The sequence below is a fragment of the Sporosarcina jiandibaonis genome, assembly GCF_013184495.1.
GTDB classification, from domain to species: Bacteria; Bacillota; Bacilli; order Bacillales_A; family Planococcaceae; genus Sporosarcina; species Sporosarcina jiandibaonis.
Map to the genome: position 1 here is coordinate 295047 of NZ_JAAOIY010000001.1, position 17716 is coordinate 312762.

16 protein-coding genes are annotated in these 17716 nt (G+C 38.7%); 9 read left to right on the top strand and 7 right to left on the bottom strand.

Features of this window, described 5'->3' with window-relative positions; translation table 11 throughout:
* Window positions 1–148: 148 nt before the first annotated feature.
* A complete protein-coding gene (locus G8782_RS01445) occupies window positions 149–1495 on the bottom strand; it encodes an MATE family efflux transporter (protein WP_172369132.1) in 1347 nt (448 codons plus the stop codon).
* Window positions 1496–1619: 124 nt separating this feature from the next.
* Between G8782_RS01445 and G8782_RS01450 the strand changes: the two genes are divergently transcribed.
* The 6 genes from G8782_RS01450 to G8782_RS01475 all read left to right on the top strand — a co-directional run bounded on the left by G8782_RS01450 (window position 1620) and on the right by G8782_RS01475 (window position 10061).
* The gene (locus tag G8782_RS01450; protein WP_172370176.1) at window positions 1620–2699 is read left to right on the top strand and encodes an undecaprenyldiphospho-muramoylpentapeptide beta-N-acetylglucosaminyltransferase; all 1080 of its coding nucleotides are present in this window, start codon (window positions 1620–1622) and stop codon (window positions 2697–2699) included.
* Window positions 2700–2890: 191 nt separating this feature from the next.
* Entirely contained in the window at window positions 2891–5707 is a 2817-nt protein-coding gene (locus G8782_RS01455) for a 2-oxoglutarate dehydrogenase E1 component (protein ID WP_172369133.1), read from the top strand.
* 29 nt (window positions 5708–5736) lie between these two features.
* Window positions 5737–6954, top strand: a complete 1218-nt coding sequence (gene odhB, locus G8782_RS01460) for a 2-oxoglutarate dehydrogenase complex dihydrolipoyllysine-residue succinyltransferase (RefSeq protein WP_172369134.1) — start codon at window positions 5737–5739, stop codon at window positions 6952–6954.
* Window positions 6955–7030: 76 nt separating this feature from the next.
* Window positions 7031–7228 carry a DUF6501 family protein gene (locus G8782_RS01465; protein ID WP_172369135.1) on the top strand — a complete coding sequence of 66 codons (198 nt, stop codon included), beginning with the start codon at window positions 7031–7033 and terminating at the stop codon, window positions 7226–7228.
* 57 nt (window positions 7229–7285) lie between these two features.
* Window positions 7286–8146 (top strand): AAA family ATPase, encoded by an 861-nt coding sequence (locus G8782_RS01470; protein WP_172369136.1) that lies wholly within the window; start codon window positions 7286–7288, stop codon window positions 8144–8146.
* 13 nt (window positions 8147–8159) lie between these two features.
* On the top strand, window positions 8160–10061 hold the full coding sequence (locus G8782_RS01475) for a hypothetical protein (RefSeq protein WP_172369137.1): 1902 nt from the start codon (window positions 8160–8162) through the stop codon (window positions 10059–10061).
* 22 nt (window positions 10062–10083) lie between these two features.
* Here the strand turns inward: G8782_RS01475 and G8782_RS01480 are convergent, their stop codons facing one another.
* Window positions 10084–11280 (bottom strand): toxic anion resistance protein, encoded by a 1197-nt coding sequence (locus G8782_RS01480; protein WP_172369138.1) that lies wholly within the window; start codon window positions 11278–11280, stop codon window positions 10084–10086.
* On the bottom strand, window positions 11267–11932 hold the full coding sequence (locus tag G8782_RS01485; RefSeq protein WP_172369139.1) for a 5-bromo-4-chloroindolyl phosphate hydrolysis family protein: 666 nt from the start codon (window positions 11930–11932) through the stop codon (window positions 11267–11269). Before G8782_RS01485 ends, G8782_RS01480 begins: the two co-directional genes overlap by 14 nt.
* A gap of 207 nt (window positions 11933–12139) precedes the next feature.
* Between G8782_RS01485 and G8782_RS01490 the strand changes: the two genes are divergently transcribed.
* Window positions 12140–12433, top strand: coding sequence for a DUF1033 family protein (locus G8782_RS01490; protein WP_172369140.1), 294 nt, complete (start codon window positions 12140–12142; stop codon window positions 12431–12433).
* A 212-nt stretch (window positions 12434–12645) separates the two neighbouring features.
* A complete protein-coding gene (locus tag G8782_RS01495) occupies window positions 12646–12849 on the top strand; it encodes a cold-shock protein (RefSeq protein ID WP_075527843.1) in 204 nt (67 codons plus the stop codon).
* Between the two features lie 100 nt (window positions 12850–12949).
* On the opposite strand, the gene G8782_RS01500 is transcribed toward G8782_RS01495, so the two are convergent.
* The gene (locus tag G8782_RS01500; RefSeq protein WP_172369141.1) at window positions 12950–13636 is read right to left on the bottom strand and encodes a hypothetical protein; all 687 of its coding nucleotides are present in this window, start codon (window positions 13634–13636) and stop codon (window positions 12950–12952) included.
* 95 nt (window positions 13637–13731) lie between these two features.
* Window positions 13732–15327 (bottom strand): ABC-F family ATP-binding cassette domain-containing protein, encoded by a 1596-nt coding sequence (locus tag G8782_RS01505; RefSeq protein WP_172369142.1) that lies wholly within the window; start codon window positions 15325–15327, stop codon window positions 13732–13734.
* Between the two features lie 113 nt (window positions 15328–15440).
* Here G8782_RS01505 and G8782_RS01510 point away from each other — a divergent pair, with 113 nt between their 5' ends.
* Entirely contained in the window at window positions 15441–16634 is a 1194-nt protein-coding gene (locus G8782_RS01510; protein ID WP_246231517.1) for an MFS transporter, read from the top strand.
* A gap of 144 nt (window positions 16635–16778) precedes the next feature.
* On the opposite strand, the gene msrA is transcribed toward G8782_RS01510, so the two are convergent.
* On the bottom strand, window positions 16779–17312 hold the full coding sequence (gene msrA / locus G8782_RS01515; RefSeq protein WP_172369143.1) for a peptide-methionine (S)-S-oxide reductase MsrA: 534 nt from the start codon (window positions 17310–17312) through the stop codon (window positions 16779–16781).
* Between the two features lie 125 nt (window positions 17313–17437).
* Window positions 17438–17536, bottom strand: a complete 99-nt coding sequence (locus G8782_RS01520; RefSeq protein ID WP_172369144.1) for a YjcZ family sporulation protein — start codon at window positions 17534–17536, stop codon at window positions 17438–17440.
* Window positions 17537–17716: the final 180 nt, after the last annotated feature.

Genomic DNA, 17716 nt, shown 5'->3' on the forward strand with positions numbered 1-17716 from the left:
AAACCTCCGGAAGATATTATTACTTCCTAGAAGTATGTCCTTATATCGGGGATAAAATACGAAAGTCTTTCCTGCGGGCGATCCTACAAATATTTGAATTAATTAATTAAAAAATCCCGCACCAGTAAAGCAGGCGGGATTTTCATACTCAAGAAAATTTCTTGTTTTGAATAGAACGCAATCGAATTGCGAGTGTTACTGCGCCGACAGTCAAGCCTGCAATGAGACCAATCCAATAACCATATGGCCCTAACTCAGTATAAGTAGCCATCACATAACCGACTGGCAAACCAATGACCCAGTATGAAATGATTGCCATAATGAACGTCACGTTCACGTCTTTGTAACCTCTGAGCGCTCCTTGAACTGGTGCTTGAATCGCGTCGGATAATTGGAAAATGGCAGCGTAGATAAAGAAATGAACCGATAATTTCACAATATTTATATCGTTTGTATAAATTGAAGCTATCTGCTCTCTGAACAATAGTAAAATAGTTATCGATATAAAACTAAATAAAATAGCTATTCCGACACTTAGATAACTATATTGTTTTGCATCTCGCAATCGTCCCGCGCCAACTTCTTGCCCGACTAAAATAGTCGCTCCCATTGAAATGCTCAGCGGAATCATATACAAAAGCGAAGTGAAATTCAGCGCAATCTGGTGTGCTGAAATGACTGCAGTAGAGTAATTCGCCATTAACAATGTAACTGCAGAGAAAATACTAACTTCAACAAAAATCGAAATACCGATTGGCACGCCGATGAATAGAATTTCCTTCCACTTTGCAAAAGAGATTTTCCCCCAATTAATAAATAGCTTATAGTCGACGAACGGTCCCCATCCCCAAGCAATGGCGCACGCAATGAAGAACACTATCCAATATGTAATGGCAGAAGCATAACCGGCTCCAGCACCGCCGAGTTCCGGAAATCCCCAATGTCCATAAATCAGTAGATAGTTTAATAAAACATTAATCGGTGCGGATAACAGAATAACCGACATGGACACACGAGTTGCCCCTAATGCATCAAAGAAAGAACGCATGACTGTATAAGCGAATAAAGGAAGTAGTCCAAAACTCATTCCTTTCAAATAGTTCGACGCAACGATGCGTACTTGTTCGTCAAGCGGCATTGCTTGCAGAATCGGCGCAACTCCGAATAGTATAACTAAAAAAACAATTGCAGAAAGCGCTATCGACACGTATAGTCCTTGTTGTACAGTTGGTCGCACGTCCTCTTTTTTACGGGCTCCTACAAGCTGAGCAATAATCGGCGTTAGCGCCATCAATATTCCAGCTAGTCCGGTATAAACCGGAACCCAGAACGAAGAACCAATTGTTACGCCGGCTAGATGGTATGTATCGTATCGTCCAGTCATAAGTATATCGAAGAACGTAATCATATACATGGCAACCTGCGTAATCAGAATCGGCATAATAATTTTCGCCATATTCCATGGCTTATTTGTTAAAGTTAAAGCATTGTCCATAAAAATCCATCCTTTACTTGACGATAGATAGTAGTGTACCATGAAATCTTTGCTATAATAAGAGTTGTTTCAGATGTTCAAACAAATAGAAATACATATTTATGATAGAAGAGGTGATGGCCATATGAAACGGCCGATTATTTTACTAACGGGCGGCGGCACTGCCGGGCATGTTTCAGTGAATGAAGCACTGATTCCCGTATTTCATGAGCGCGGATACGAAATCCATTACATCGGTTCTCATGACGGAATTGAAAAAGAACTCATCGGAGACAATCAGCCCGACGTTACGTATCATGCAATTCAAAGCGGAAAATTAAGACGTTATTTTTCAATGAAAAACTTCACGGATCCTTTCCGGGTAGGAACAGGATTCTTTCAAGCGCTATCGATTATTCGCAGGCTGAAACCTGAACTCATTTTTTCGAAAGGCGGATTTGTTTCTGTACCAGTCGTTTTAGCGGCCAGAGTGGCTAAAGTTCCTGTCGTTATACATGAATCTGACGTCACTCCGGGACTTGCCAATAAAATGTCGCTGCCATTCTCAAATCATATTTTTACGGTATTTGAAAAAACTTTGGAATATGTTCCGGGAGGAAAGGCGACCTGTACTGGTGCAATCATACGACCGGAACTATTTCAAGGCGCAAAAGAGGAAGGTCTGAAAATCTCGGGATTTAACGGGATAAAACCTGTAATCATCGTAATGGGCGGCAGTCAAGGCTCGGCGATAGTAAACGAAGCAATTCGAAAAGATTTAAATAAGATTACAACTTTTTTTGATGTTATTCATCTATGCGGTAAAGGAAATTTGGATAAATCCTTGGAAAAAGTTCAGGGTTATAAACAATTTGAATATGTGACCGATAGTTTGCCGCATTTATTGGCAGCGTCTGATTATGCTGTATCGCGGGCAGGATCCAACGCAATATTCGAGTTGCTTGCACTTCGAATACCGATGCTATTAATTCCGCTTTCAGCTGCTCAAAGCAGAGGAGATCAACTTTTGAATGCCGCATTTTTCAAATCGATTGGAACTGCGCGGGTATTAATGGAAGAAGACATTTCGATTCGTCCATTCTCAGAAGAACTGTTTGATTTTAAAAAAGACAAAGATTATTTAATCGGCAATATGTTGAAAACTGAAATGCCAAAAACTCCTGAGGAAATGGTTGTTCTAATAATGGAGCAAAGAAATAAATAGAAACCGCGATTTATTGTTATGAAAATATTTTTCAGCTCGCATAACTACCAAAAAATCAATTTTATGAAAGAAAAGTCTATTAGTTCGTGCTAAACCCTTTAAGTTCTAGTCTTTGCATGGTAAAATTAACAAGGATAAAAAAATATTAAAAAAACACAATATGCCATAGGCAAATGTGGAGGTCATTGTTCATGTCGAAAAATTCAGATGCCCATCGATCCCCTTATGATGCTTTTACGGGACCCAACCTTGGGTATGTAATGGAAATGTATGATTTGTTCAAATCGTCCCCCGAATTGGTCGAACCCGAACTTGCAGAAATGTTTAGTCGTTTCGGTGCGCCAGGTCAAAATGATGGGGAACTTGCTACAGTAACAGATGCTGTACCAGCAACCAATATTGGTAAAGTGATTGCAGCATTCAAATTGCAGGACGCAATCCGTACATACGGACATCTTGCAGCCGATATTTATCCGCTAAACGATCGTCCAACTGATTCAACTCGTATTGAGCTTTCATACTATAATTTAACTGAAAGCGATTTAGAAGAAATGCCTGCATCCCTATTATTAAAGAATGTTCCAAGCACTGTTGAAAATGGACTGGATGCAATTAACTATTTAAAATCTTTATACACTGGAAAAATCGCTTTTGAATTTGACCATGTAATCGATGAACAAGAACGCGAATGGATACAATCAAATATTGAAAGCGGTAACGTAACTGCAAATCTATCAAAAGATGAGAAAAAAGATTTGCTAGAGAGACTTACTAAAATCGAAGGTTTCGAAAAGTATATTCACCGTACATTTGTCGGTGCGAAACGCTTTTCAATCGAGGGACTAGATACGCTTGTCGTTCTTTTTGATGAACTTGTTCGCCGCTCTGAGGAAGCCAAAACTGATAAAATGCTTATCGGCATGGCACACCGCGGCCGGTTAAATGTTTTGACGCATATATTGAATAATCCATATGAAATGTTCTTTGCATTATTTGCGGGTGTTTCAGATGAACCGTTTATTCCTAAAGACGGCACTCTGGAAACTTCACGCGGATGGTTCGGTGATGTTGTCTATCACTTAGGTGCAACGTATACCGGAAAATCCGGCATGAAACGCTTTTTGGCCTATAACCCATCTCACCTAGAAGTAGTTAATTCCGTTGTTACTGGACAGACGAGAGCTGCTCAAGAACAACAGAATAATGTCGGTTTGCCGGAACAAGATACCGATTCTGCCTATGCAGTACTAGTGCACGGTGATGCGGCATTCCCAGGTCAAGGAGTAGTTCCAGAAACATTCAACTATAGCCGTGTACGTGGATTCCAAACAGGTGGATCTGTACATGTTATTGCAAATAATATGATCGGCTTCACGACTGAACATTATGATTCGAGATCCACACACTATTCATCTGATCCTGCTAAAGGATTTGAAGTTCCTGTTATTCATGTAAATGCGGATTGTCCTGAATCAGTAATTGCAGTTGCGTCGTTTGCATTTGAATATAGACGAAAGTTCCGAAAGGATATTGTAATCGATTTACTTGGATACCGTCGCTATGGACATAATGAGATGGATGAACCGCTTGTGACAAATCCTGTTATGTATCATTCTGTTCATAAACATCCGACAGTTCGTGAAATATATGGTTCTTCTCTCGTTTCTGAAAATATCGTTACGAAAGAAGAAGTAGATAAACTAGATGCTGATGTTTTTAAAATTATGCAGAAAGCGCATGATGTCGTTAGGGAACACCCTGATACGCAAGATAAAAAACAAGGACCGCTTGAAATTCCAGAGGAAGTGCTTGCCGGGTATCCTAGAGACTTAGAAACTGGCGTCGAAGAAGGCAGACTTCGAAAGTTAAATGAAGAACTATTGGCATTTCCGAAAGACTTCGAGGTCTTTAATAGACTCGTTCGCATTTTAAAAAGACGCGAGGAACCATTCAACGGGAAAAACAAAATTGATTGGGCACATGCTGAAACGCTTGCATTTGGTTCCATTTTACAAGATGGCAACCCGATCAGGCTTTCAGGGCAAGATGTTCAACGTGGTACATTTGCTCAACGCCACTTGGTGTTACACGATGAAAAGACCGGAGAAGAATTAGTTCCTTTACATCATATCTCGGGTTCTAATGCATCATTTACTGTTAATAATAGTCCGCTTACAGAAGCTGCAATTGTTGGATATGAATTCGGTTACAACTTGGAAAACCAGAAGGCTCTTGCAATTTGGGAAGCGCAATATGGCGACTTTGCAAATATGGCACAAGTCATGTTCGACCAATTCGTTTCAGCTAGTCGATCGAAGTGGGGTCAAAAATCCGGTCTGGTCTTATTGCTGCCACATGCTCATGAAGGCCAAGGACCTGAACATACAAGTGCTAGATTAGAAAGGTTTTTACAATTATCTGCTGAAAATAACTGGACGGTTGCTAACCTTTCAAGTTCCGCTAACTACTTCCATATTTTACGCAGACAAGCGAAAATGCTTGGAGAACCATCTATGCGCCCGCTTGTAATAGTTTCGCCAAAATCTTTGCTTCGCCATCCATTAGTCGGGGCTGATGTAAACGATTTAACTGAAGGAAGTTTCCAAACTGTCCTTGAACAACCAGGAACAGGGACGAAGAAAACAAAAGTAGAACGAATTTTGTTCGCTAGCGGTAAAATGGCCATTGATTTGGCTGAACAAGTAAAAGACGGTGAAGGTTTCGATCACTTGCACATTGTTCGTGTGGAACAATTATATCCATTCCCGTCAGAAAAAATTAGTGAAATCGTTGCTCGTTATCCAAAAGTAAAAGAACTTGTCTGGGTTCAAGAAGAGCCGAAAAATATGGGGTCATGGTCCTTTGCATATCCATATATTCAAGAAATCGCAGGCAATAAGAAAGTTTCATATGTTGGTCGAATTCACCGTTCCAGTCCATCTGAAGGTGACGGAGCGTCCCATTCAATTGAACAAAAACGTATTATTGCAGAAGCTTTAAAAGCTTAAAGCGGAATGACTTAAGGAGGAAAATTAAAGTGGCAGAAATTATTGTACCAGAACTTGCAGAATCGATTACAGAGGGAACGATATCACGATGGATTAAACAACCTGGCGAAAATGTAGAACGTGGTGAATTTATCGTAGAATTAGAAACTGATAAAGTAAACGTTGAAATCATATCGGAAGAAGCAGGAGTAGTCCAAGAGCATCTTGCAGCCGAAGGTGATACGGTTGAAGTGGGTCAAGTGATTGCAATTGTCGGGGAAGGGTCGGGAGCTCCTAAAGCAGCGGCTCCTAAGACAGAAGCAGCACCAACACCAGCAGAGAAAGTAGGCGACGCACCTTCTGCAGAAGAAACATCCGGTGTAGAAGACCGTACTCTTGCAAGCCCAGCAGCACGTAAACTAGCAAGAGAAAAGGGAATTGACCTAGCTGCAATTAATCCTGTAGATCCGATGGGACGCATTAAAGTTCAAGACGTTGAAGCCCATTTAGCAACGCCTAAAACACAACCAGCTGCTGCACCTGTTGCAAAAGCAGAAGCGGCAGACGATGGACGGATTACACGTGAAAAAATGACTCGTCGTCGTCAAACGATTGCAAAACGACTTTTAGAAGTTAGACAATCAACTGCCATGCTTACTACTTTTAACGAAATTGATATGACTAAAGTGATGGAACTCCGTTCACGTAAAAAAGATGAGTTTTTTGATCAATACGATCAGCGTCTTGGTTTCATGTCATTCTTCACAAAAGCGGTAGTAGCGGCACTTAAAAAATATCCTTACGTCAACTCGGAAATTGACGGTGACGAGATTCTTCTGAAAAACTTCTATGATATCGGTATTGCTGTTTCCACTGAAGGTGGACTCGTTGTGCCAAACGTAGTTGATGCAGATCGTAAAAACTTTGCTGAAATCGAAGGATCAATCCGTGAACTTGCATTAAAAGCACGTGATAATAAACTTACAATTGCTGATATGACCGGCGGATCGTTTACAATTACAAACGGTGGCGTATTCGGTTCATTAATGTCAACACCGATTTTAAATGGTACTCAAGTGGGTATACTAGGTATGCACTCAATCGTTAGACGCCCTATAGCTGTCGGGGATAATATCGAGATTCGTCCAATGATGTACGTAGCACTTTCTTATGATCACCGCGTTATTGATGGTAAAGATTCTGTTGGATTTTTGAAAATGGTTAAAGAGCTTATTGAAAATCCGGAAGATTTACTGCTAGGTTCTTAATAATCAAATCGGCCTGCCTATTAAGGCGGGTCGGTTTTTCATTATCCATTTGTTTAGCGAAAAGGATGTGTGTAATATGAATTTTACAAATTGGAAAACAGCACCCGCAATGCGCACTGTCGTATGCAAGCATGCCGATGCAGAAAAATATGTAGTGAATAATGTCCTAACTCCTGGTAAAGAGTATGAAGTGAAAAATGAAACAGAAGAATTCATTTTCGTAGTGGATAATACAGGGAAAGTTGGGGGCTATTACAAGACTTATTTTGAATGATAAGTATTTTCCGATTCCCCTATTGGTGAATCGGTTTTTTTATAGGAGGTTAATCAAATGAATCAACTTGTTGAAAATGAAAGAACACAACGTTTACAAAATAATTATTCATCAGAAGCAAAATTGTTAATACAAGAAGGTGGGTATATTTCACCTGATAATCACTTATGGGAAGACATCCTTGTCAGTGTAATCTTAAAAAAACCAGTATTGCTTAAAGGGCCATCAGGCGCCGGAAAAACTAGATTAGCTCAATCAATATCAAATTATTTTGGTCAGCCCATGCACAGTATCAACTGTTCTGTAGACTTAGATTCCGAATCGCTTCTTGGCTTCAAAACGATTATTCAAAAAGACGGCCAAACAATTATCGACTTCGTAGAAGGTCCGGTTGTACAGGCAATGAAAAAAGGACATATTTTATATATTGATGAAATTAATATGGCCAGACCCGAGACATTGCCTATTTTACATAGTGTGTTAGACCATCGACGTATGCTGACAAACCCTTTTACTGGAGAAGTCATCTACGCACATGAGGATTTTACGATTGTTTCTGCTATAAATGAAGGCTACGTTGGAACATCCCCCATGAATGAAGCTTTGAAAAATCGATTTGTTTCATTTAGCATTCCATATTTGTCGGGAGAAGCTTTAAGGAATTTAGTTAAAGCTGAATACCCTAATGCATCCGAAAGACTAGTTGAAACGATATTAAACATTGGAAATGATTTAAGGAAACAAGTCATGAGTGGATTATTATCTGATGAAGCCGCATCAATTCGAAGTCTGTTGGATGCGATTGGTCTGTCAGAACATATTCCGGTTAAACGTGCTGTTCGTTATGCAATAGCAGAGAAACTTGATGATCAAGTTGAGCGAAAATTAGTCATGGAACTTGTAGATACTTGGGTATAATGAGGCGATACAAATGGTGAAAATGAATCGATTTATTCAATTTAATGACGAAACAGTCGATACACAAACCCTTATACTTTATGAAAGATTAGGTCGGGCACTTGCCGATGCACAGTACCTTGAATTAACGGAACGAAAACTCCTAGAATTTCGTCCGAAAGAAAGCATTGTTTCGATGAGTGTTTTCTGGCGTCATAGACCTGAAGATGTTATGCATTTAGGGAGATTATCTGATGTTTACTTATTAACTGCAGGTTTTTGGAAGCATTTTAACGTCCAAACTTGGAGCGAATTCACTCAAAAAAATGAATTATATCCCTTCCAAAATTTTTCGAAGGAACTTCTGCTTTTACTAGAGGAATTTCGACTAATGGACAAAGTAATTCAAGAGCGACCGGGAACGGCTATAGCATTCAATACAAGACGCAGCGCTTACGTTTCTTTTCATAAAAATAGCGTACATCCTAATATGCAAAAGGGCATGTTAGCAGATGCATTATTAAACGAATTATTTATCTTGCTGCATGAAGGGATGTTTGCAGGCTCTGCAGTTGACTGGGGACCTATTCCCATCGATTTAATCAAATCGATACTTGAAAAAGCTTATGATGCAAGAAATACAAAAGACAATGTGTTTATTGTCGAAAGAATTACAAGTATTGTAGAGCAATCATTACATCAAGATCTTTTCCATCAATATTATTCTATTGGAGATTCGATAAGTGAACAACTGCCCGCATTTCATTATCATAAAGGTTTAGGCAAGACTGATGAAGGTGAAGAAGGCAGGAAGGAGACCATTGAAGAAGTATTTAGATCTTGGCATGAAGAAAATGAGCGTGAGGCAGGCGTGCATCTAGAATACGAGCTAGAGCATGGTCGTTCCGGGAAGTCAGACGGGAGCGGTGAAACGCCGGGCAACGAGGATGCCCAGGTTGACGAAATAGGTTTTGGACAATCTGAAGGCGATGTCAGTAACCAATCCGATGGGGAAGAGAGTGACGAAATCGAAGTTCGTGAATCAAAAAGAAAAGCAGGGAAGATGTTTGGAAAAGAGCATATAAATGTTGTTTATGAAGAACAGCGAGTCGAAATCGTTAATGAGCAAGAAAATCGCAAAAAACTAATGGTATGGCGTGAACTGCAAAGACCATTTGTCCGAGCTTTTATCGAAGAAATGAAAAAGAGAATCGATTTAAAAGAAGACTCAAAACGAGAACGGTTGATGAAGGGAAGATTATCCTCAAAGCTAACAACGCTTGTAATAGATGAACGTCCAAAACCGTTTTATCGGAAAAATGCTCCGTCCGTTAACCTAGATGCTGTCTTCGGGTTGCTTGTCGATGGTTCTGCGTCGATGATCGACAAACTTGATGAAACCAAGCAAGCGGTCTTATTATTCCACGATGTGTTAAATGAGTTAAAAGTGATTCATGAAATATCATTGTATTATGAGGAAGCCGAAAAGGCATCTGCCGAAATCCAACCGAATGTATTTGGACTAATGCATACATTTATGGATCGGAATCGGGATAACGGAATGTCTATCTTATCTTTCGAAACAAACGAAGATAATCGCGATGGTTTTGCGATAAGATGGATGACAGAAAGATTATCGGCAAGACAGGAGAAGCATAAGTTTTTATTAGTTTTTTCTGATGGTGAACCATCCGCCTATGGGTACGATAGAAACGGTATTCTTGATACTGCAGAAGCTGTAATGGAAGCCGAAAAAAGAGGGATTTCTATTATTCATTTGTTCTTATCTTCTGAAGAACCATTAGAGGATCAAAAAGAGTTATTTTCCATGATTTTCGGCAATAAGACGGCATCATCAAGCAATGTTGAAGATTTTACGGATCAAACACTGCGCATATTAAGAAAGCTTTTTACAATTGTAATCCGGAATACGTAAAACAAAAAACAGAAGACCACTCTCACTGAGAGCGGTTTTCTGTTTTTTCATGAACAGCAATGAGTCGCTGTTTCAATTCCTCTTCCATGCGGCCAATTTCAATTTCTGCTGCTTTTCGTTTTGCGCGGCCGTCGGCTTGGATGATTAATGTTTCTTCAATCGTTTGAATTAAATTTTCTTGGGTTTTCTTTAATGTATCGATTTCAATTATGCCGCGTTCATTTTCTTTTGCGGTTTCAATTGAATTCAGCTTTAGCATTTCCGAGTTTTTAAGTAATAAATCATTTGTCGTTTTCGTTACTAATTTTTGCGATTCGACGGCTTTTCTTTGACGATTCAACGTTAAAGCAATCGCAATTTGATTTTTCCATAGTGGAATAGACGTCATGATAGATGATTGAATCTTTTCCGCTAGTGTTTGATTTGTCTGTTGAATCATGCGAATTTGCGGGGCGCTTTGAATTGTGATTTGTCGGGATAATTGTAAATCATATAAGCGTTTTTCAAGTCTATCCAAGAATTGCACCATATCATTTACCTCTTGAAACGCCATTTGATCATTTGACAGTTCAGCTTCACGGCGCATTTTCGGAATGATTTCATTCGCTAATTCATCACGTTTTATTTCTGCTGCGGCAATATATACATTTAACGCCTGAAAATATGTTTTATTTTGTTCATACAAATTATCAAGCATTTTTACATCTTCCATTAAACCGCGCTTGGAATGTTCGAGTTGAACGCCAATCCGATCAATTTGCGTACTTAACTTTTGATATTTAGTCATCATTTCTTGAATCGACTTGGAGACCCTTCCGAATAATCTACTGATCGGTGATTTTTTCTTTTCGCTTAAGTCATCAGGGTCTATTTCCCCGAGCCTATCCATCAACTCTTTTAACACATCGCCAACAGGTCCAATATCCTGGCTCTGAACATGATCCAGCATCTGATGAGAGAAGCGGGAAAGTTCACTTTGTGCATTTGCGCCGTAAGTGATAATTGCTTCGTAATTTCCAACGGGAATCTGTTCAGCTAATTGAACCGCCTTTTCACGCTCTGATGGTGTCAAACGATCCAATAATTTTACAGCCGTTCCGACCTGTTGATTTTCTGTTTGCATTTCTTTAGGAAGCAATGGTTCATTCATATCGAATGGATTATCGAGTAAGTCATCCATTGTTTTGATATCATTCGTCATGCTATTATTTTCTGTCATTTGTGTTGTCGTCTCCTTTCATTTCTAAAAGCTGTTTTTTCTTATTCATCGTCACATCGACAAAGTCGAGTTCCATTTGAAGTCTTTCCATATCTGATGCGAGCAGATTACGTAAATCCTGCTCAAGTTGTTCATTAACATCAGCTAGTGTATTTCTCGTGTTTTGAAGTGCTAATTGAAGTTCTTTGTCTTTTAAGGGTTGATTAACAAGGATTGAATATTTTGACGTTAATTCAACCGCTGAATCTAGGTGCGCATAAAAAAAGTTTTCAGCATGATAAAATTTATCGGGATTTGTCCGAACAATGCTTAGTATCCTTCTAGAAATCGTATTTATTTCATGAAGTTGTTTAAATGCTTGTACAGACCTGACTTTACCATAATAGCTGTTCAACCGTTTTAATTTTTGTTTTGCATCATTCATTTGTCCGTTAATATAAGCGAATTCTGAGCGATTCAATCCAACCCTTTTAATTGTAGATGTTATTTGTATTTGTTTTATTGCAAATGTACTACCCAGATAAAGTGCAATTCCTAGGCCTGTAGCTGCAAAGATATTTAAACTGGTACCGAGTATTAAATATAACCAAGTACCAAAGCTTATTGGTGTTGAAATAGTATGTCGTATGAAGAAGTTTTTTATTTCTCTCACGTTCAGGCCCCCTTTACTCATATACTTTTTATACGAATTAAAACAGATAAAGTTTCAACCTCATTCTTGATTATACCTTATATTTGTTTAGGTCACATTCCTTTTGATTTTTTCTAAGCAATAAAATGGACATTGAAACTCTATTTGCTAAAATTATAGACGTTCTTGAATGAGATTATTATCTCCAAAAAGTGGAGGGAACAGAGTATGTATGAAGTGATCTATATGAAAGCTGATTTTGAACCGTGGTGGATGTTCGAAGGTTGGGAAGAAGAGGTACTATCGCGGCAAACATTTATTGATGAAAGTAATGCTATTAAATTCTTAGAAGAAAGACTGTCTGAGCTTCGTGTAAAATATAAAAATGAAACGATGAAAAAGAATTGTTTTTTTGCTTTTTGGTCAGAGAGCGAAAAACTAAATTGTGAAGCATGCAGTGATGATTTACAAATTTATCATGGAATTATTTTATTATTTAAGGGGAAACCTTATAGTAGATAAAAAAATGTAATTAGAATAATTTGTTTTTTCTAATTGACATATTTTTGAACAATGTTATAATAGATACAACAATTAAAGCAGGGAACACCCGACTAACGTATTCACATATTACAAAAAGTGATCGGCGTTTACGGTACTTTTTGTAATATGTGAATTTTTCTTATTTAGAAAAGTTCCATATTATAAGTATTTATTATTTGGAGGGTATTAGTATGAAACAAGGTACAGTAAAATGGTTTAACGCAGAGAAAGGTTTCGGCTTCATCGAAGTTGAAAACGAAGACGACGTATTTGTGCACTTCTCAGCAATCGAAGGAGAAGGGTTCAAATCACTTGACGAAGGTCAACAAGTTGAATTTGAAGTTGTTGAAGGTGACCGCGGCCCACAAGCTGCTAACGTTGTAAAATTAGTCTAATCTGAGTATTAGAAGAGGCGTCCTCCCGTGCGAGGATGCCTCTTTTTCATTAACGTGTTTTATAACTGTAAAGTAACGAAAAAAATATACTGGCTCTTTTTTATTTATTTACTGATTCTAAAGTCGACGTCACTGCGAAATCATCTTCATCTTCAGTCATCATGACTGATTCTCTTTTGATTTCTCCGTAGTTTTCTGCGAAGTATTTTCTGTTTACAAAATCGTTTTCTTTCATTTCAATAACGAGGACATGATCGAATTTTTGAAAGGGCGTTTCGATTGTTGCGTCAGTTTCTACAATTGTCCATTGATCAAATTTAGCGCCTACCTCGAAAGGTTTTTGCAAATATATTTCTGTTCCGCCTAATTTATTAATTTCTTCTTTTGTTGGTATCGGTTCATCCATATCGATGGCATCTTCGAAAAGCGTTTCAATCTTGTCATTTCCGACCTGATATATTTTTCGTATTAACGCACCGCCGTTATTTTCATCAATCACAACGTATTTATTGTCAATATGAGCAACTTCAATACTGAGTTCCGCAAATTCATTGCCATCACCTTCGTAGTGTGCGCTCGAACCGTCGGGCAAAAAAAAGTTTATCATCGAGGTCTCTGCATCAGCTTTTTCTTTATCAGTAGTTTTATCCTCAGCTTTTTCTTCTTCATCGGGACCTTGATCGGTATTATTTTCGACTGGAGGATTAATAGCGCTATTATTTTTAGTACAACCAATAATTAAGAGCAGTGAACAAAAGAGCATGAACAATAGTCTGATTTTCTTCATTAAGATCACTCCTTTTTAGGTAGTATACCTCCGATGATTCACTTTAAATCAAAATAAAATCGTCCTTTTGGCATAAAAGGACGATTTTTTAAAAATTATTTATTGTTTTGCCATTCCAAGTACTCGTTGTAAGTCATTAGCTTATCAGTAATTGTTCCATCGTCATTAATTTCAATGATTCGGTTTGCAATTGTTTGAATGAACTGATGGTCATGTGATGTAAAGACCATTGAACCTTTAAATGCGATTAAACCATCATTCAATGCTTGAATTGACTCTAAATCTAGATGGTTTGTCGGTTCATCGAGAAGAAGTACGTTCGCACTTGTAAGCATCATTTTTGATAACATGCAGCGAACTTTTTCTCCACCGGAAAGAACTGATGGTTTTTTGTTAACTTCTTCGCCCGAGAAGAGCATGCGGCCAAGGAAACCGCGTAAAAATGTTTCTGTTTGATCTTCCGGAGAGTATTGGCGTAACCACTCAACTAAAGAATTTTCTGAGCCCTGGAAGTATTTATTGTTATCGATAGGGAAGTAAGCACGCGTTGTCGTGACACCCCATTTAATAGATCCAGTGTCCGGCTCTGTTTCTTCTGCCAATATATCCAAAAGAGCTGATTTCGCAAGCGGGTTACCAAGAAGAATCACTTTATCTTCTCTTCCTATAGTGAATGACACATTGTCAATCAATTTATTCCCGTCAACAGTTTTCGATACATCTTTAACCGTGAGGACATCGTTACCAATTTCACGTCCAATTTGGAAATTAACGTAAGGGTAACGCCTTGATGATGGACGGATATCATCCAGTTCAATTTTATCAAGTGTTTTCTTACGGGATGTTGCTTGACGTGATTTAGAAGCATTTGCGCTAAATCGTCTAATGAAGGCTTCGAGTTCTTTAATTTTCTCTTCTTTTTTCTTATTTTGGTCTTGAGCCATTTTCAATGCAAGTTGGCTTGATTCGTACCAAAATTCATAGTTACCAGGATAAATTTGTATTTTGCCAAAATCCAAGTCAGCAATTTGCGTGCAAACGTTATTCAGGAAATGTCGGTCATGGGAAACGACGATGACTGTGTTATCAAAATTGATCAAGAACTCTTCTAACCAATGAATTGCTTGAATATCTAGATGGTTCGTAGGCTCATCAAGAAGTAAAACGTCTGGTTTGCCAAATAAAGCTTGGGCAAGAAGAACTTTTACTTTATCGGCGCCCTTTAGCTCAGCCATTTTCAAATGATGCATTTCTTCTCCGATGCCTAGACCTTGCAAGAGGATTGCTGCTTCCGATTCAGCCTCCCAACCGTTTAAATCAGCAAATTCACCTTCGAGTTCAGCGGCACGCATTCCGTCTTCATCTGAAAAGTCTTCTTTCATGTAAATCGCGTTCTTTTCGTTCATAATGTCATAGAGGTGTTTATGTCCCATAATGACTGTTTCGAGCACTTCGTTTTCTTCGTATTCGAAATGGTTTTGTTTCAGTATTGCAAGGCGTTCGTTGGGATTCATAATGACATTACCTGATTGCGGTTCAAGTTCACCTGACAAAATTTTGATGAATGTCGATTTCCCTGCACCATTCGCACCAATTAGTCCGTAGCAATGACCAGGGTTAAACTGTATATTTACGTCTTCAAAGAGTTTGCGATCTCCGAATTGAAGACTCACATTATTTACTGCTATCATAAGTATCCTCCTAAAAATCTCAATGCTATTAGTATAACACGAAATGGTTGGGGAATGGAATAACTAATACAGTCATTTCCAATATTATATCTGTTCAGAAAGGATAATGTCTTTTGTCTAATCAATTAAAGAAACATCGCGGGGTCCTAATTCTTTTTACAATATTTGCAATATCGATCAACCTTCGTCCTGCAATCACTTCAATCGGACCGATGCTTGAAACAATACGAGAACATTTATCATTATCAAATGTCCAAGTTACATTGCTGACGGCAGTTCCTGTTGTCTGTATGGGAATCTTTGCGTCACTTGCACCACTATTAAATCGTAAATTCGGTATAAAGCGTATTATGTATGTAATGCTGATTCTTATAGGGGGCATGACTGCTCTAAGAGGCGTTTTTTCTGGATTTCCGATTCTAATCAGTACAGCATTTGTCATCGGGATTTCTATCGCAGTCATAGGTCCTCTTCTTTCTGCGATGATCAAACAATATTTCCCTGACCGTGCCGCTTCCGTCATTGGCGTCTATTCTTTCGGAATGGGGGTCGGCGCAGCTGCAAGCGCAGGACTGACCGGATTATTTTATGAAACGACGAATTCATATCTCTTCGCACTAAGTATTTGGGCGATATTAGCCTTTATTGGAATAATCTCGTGGTTTTTTATGATGAAAGAAGATATAGAAGTACAACAAAAGGATTCCGTCGTCGTGAAATTGAAAGAAAAAGGGCGATCACCTTGGAAAACGGGTAAAGCCTGGTTGTTCCTATTGTTTTTCGGATTGCAATCGGCTCTGTTTTTTTCGATTATTACATGGCTCGCTCCTATTGCGTTATCTGCAGGCATGACGTTGCTGCAAGCAGGGACTTTACTAAGTGTCATGACTACCATTCAAATATTTTTAAATATATTGCTTCCGCTTATGATGGAGAAATTCCCGGCTCGGAAGCTTTGGATTAATGTTATGTTGATTTCTGGCTTATTAGCATCATGTTTATTTTGGACAGGTTTTCATCCGTTAATGTGGGCGGGGGCAGTCATTATGGGGATTCCACTTGGAGGTCTATTTCCCGTTGCGTTGTTGTTGCCGTTAGACGAGACGGATACAGCTGATGAAACTAATTCATGGACAGCCATGATGCAAACGGGCGGCTTTATAATGGGTGGCCTTTTACCACTGCTCATCGCGTTTGTCTTCGATTGGACGAGTAATCATACGTATACTTTTATCATTATCACGACGATGTATCTCGTTATGTTCGGCTTAACCATTATGATTGGAGATAAGAAAGAAATCGAATAAGAAGAATATATAAGAAAACGAAGGCGTTATTTCGAAAAGAGCCTCGAAATTACAAGGCATAAGTTTCGATAAAACCATCGAAATTCGAAGGCATAAGTTTCGAAAAGAGCCTCGAAATTATGCCCTATTGCCTTATTCATTACTTTATTCGGACCAGTGTTTCTTTATAAATTCATCGCGTCCGGAACGCGCTCGGTCCTCTTTATAATGTTCTTTTTCTTTTTCGTGGTAATCTTGGTGATATTCTTCTGCACGGTAAAATGTTTCGGCAGGCCGAATAGGAGTGACGATCGGTTTTTCGAACATTCCGCTAGCATCTAGTTCAGACTTTGATTGTTCGGCAATTTGACGTTGCTCGTCCGTATAATGAAAAATAGCGGTTGAGTAGGAATGTCCGCGGTCATGGAATTGTCCATACGCATCGGTTGGATCGATTTGTTGCCAGAAAACTTCTAGTAATTTATCGTATGGGAATACCTCGGGGTCATATGTAATTTCGACGACTTCCAAATGGCCGGAATCGCCTTTTTTCACGTCTTCATATGTAGGATTCTCGACATGTCCACCCATATATCCGGAGACTACATCGTGTATGCCGTTCCATTCTTTAAACGGCTTGACCATGCACCAAAAACAACCTCCTGCAAATGCTGCTTTCTCTAACTTATTATTCGACATTGACATCAACACCTCTAGTTTTTATATGAAATTAGTATAGCAAAGGAATAATAAAAGAGCGCGTATTAAGCGCTCCAATCTACGGGAGGTGCCTCTGAGCGAATTCGTTTTTATTTTTCAACCGGTTAATAAATGAAGCTTGCACCAATGATAATCAACAGGATGAAAAGTACGACAAGTAAAGCAAAAGAGGAACCATAACCTTTGCCATGTTCATACCCCATAAATAACACCGCCTTTCTAGATAAATCTATTTGTAGTATATGTTTATTGATTCGTAAGGAGATGGGGGAATGCCATGATAAGTAAATAATACTCCTTCCGGCAACATTACTTCTCAGTGCAAAAAATGAGAGCGAAATAGGTGTATCGTGTTATGATTAATGCAACCATAGAAGTTATTA

Coding starts and splice junctions, on each gene's coding strand:
- G8782_RS01445 (WP_172369132.1), bottom strand. CDS start 1,495: ATGGACAATGCTTTAACTTTAACAAATAAGCCATGGAATATGGCGAAA.
- G8782_RS01450 (WP_172370176.1), top strand. CDS start 1,620: ATGAAACGGCCGATTATTTTACTAACGGGCGGCGGCACTGCCGGGCAT.
- G8782_RS01455 (WP_172369133.1), top strand. CDS start 2,891: ATGTCGAAAAATTCAGATGCCCATCGATCCCCTTATGATGCTTTTACG.
- G8782_RS01465 (WP_172369135.1), top strand. CDS start 7,031: ATGAATTTTACAAATTGGAAAACAGCACCCGCAATGCGCACTGTCGTA.
- G8782_RS01470 (WP_172369136.1), top strand. CDS start 7,286: ATGAATCAACTTGTTGAAAATGAAAGAACACAACGTTTACAAAATAAT.
- G8782_RS01475 (WP_172369137.1), top strand. CDS start 8,160: ATGGTGAAAATGAATCGATTTATTCAATTTAATGACGAAACAGTCGAT.
- G8782_RS01480 (WP_172369138.1), bottom strand. CDS start 11,280: ATGACAGAAAATAATAGCATGACGAATGATATCAAAACAATGGATGAC.
- G8782_RS01490 (WP_172369140.1), top strand. CDS start 12,140: ATGTATGAAGTGATCTATATGAAAGCTGATTTTGAACCGTGGTGGATG.
- G8782_RS01495 (WP_075527843.1), top strand. CDS start 12,646: ATGAAACAAGGTACAGTAAAATGGTTTAACGCAGAGAAAGGTTTCGGC.
- G8782_RS01500 (WP_172369141.1), bottom strand. CDS start 13,636: ATGAAGAAAATCAGACTATTGTTCATGCTCTTTTGTTCACTGCTCTTA.
- G8782_RS01505 (WP_172369142.1), bottom strand. CDS start 15,327: ATGATAGCAGTAAATAATGTGAGTCTTCAATTCGGAGATCGCAAACTC.
- msrA (WP_172369143.1), bottom strand. CDS start 17,312: ATGTCGAATAATAAGTTAGAGAAAGCAGCATTTGCAGGAGGTTGTTTT.
- G8782_RS01520 (WP_172369144.1), bottom strand. CDS start 17,536: ATGGGGTATGAACATGGCAAAGGTTATGGTTCCTCTTTTGCTTTACTT.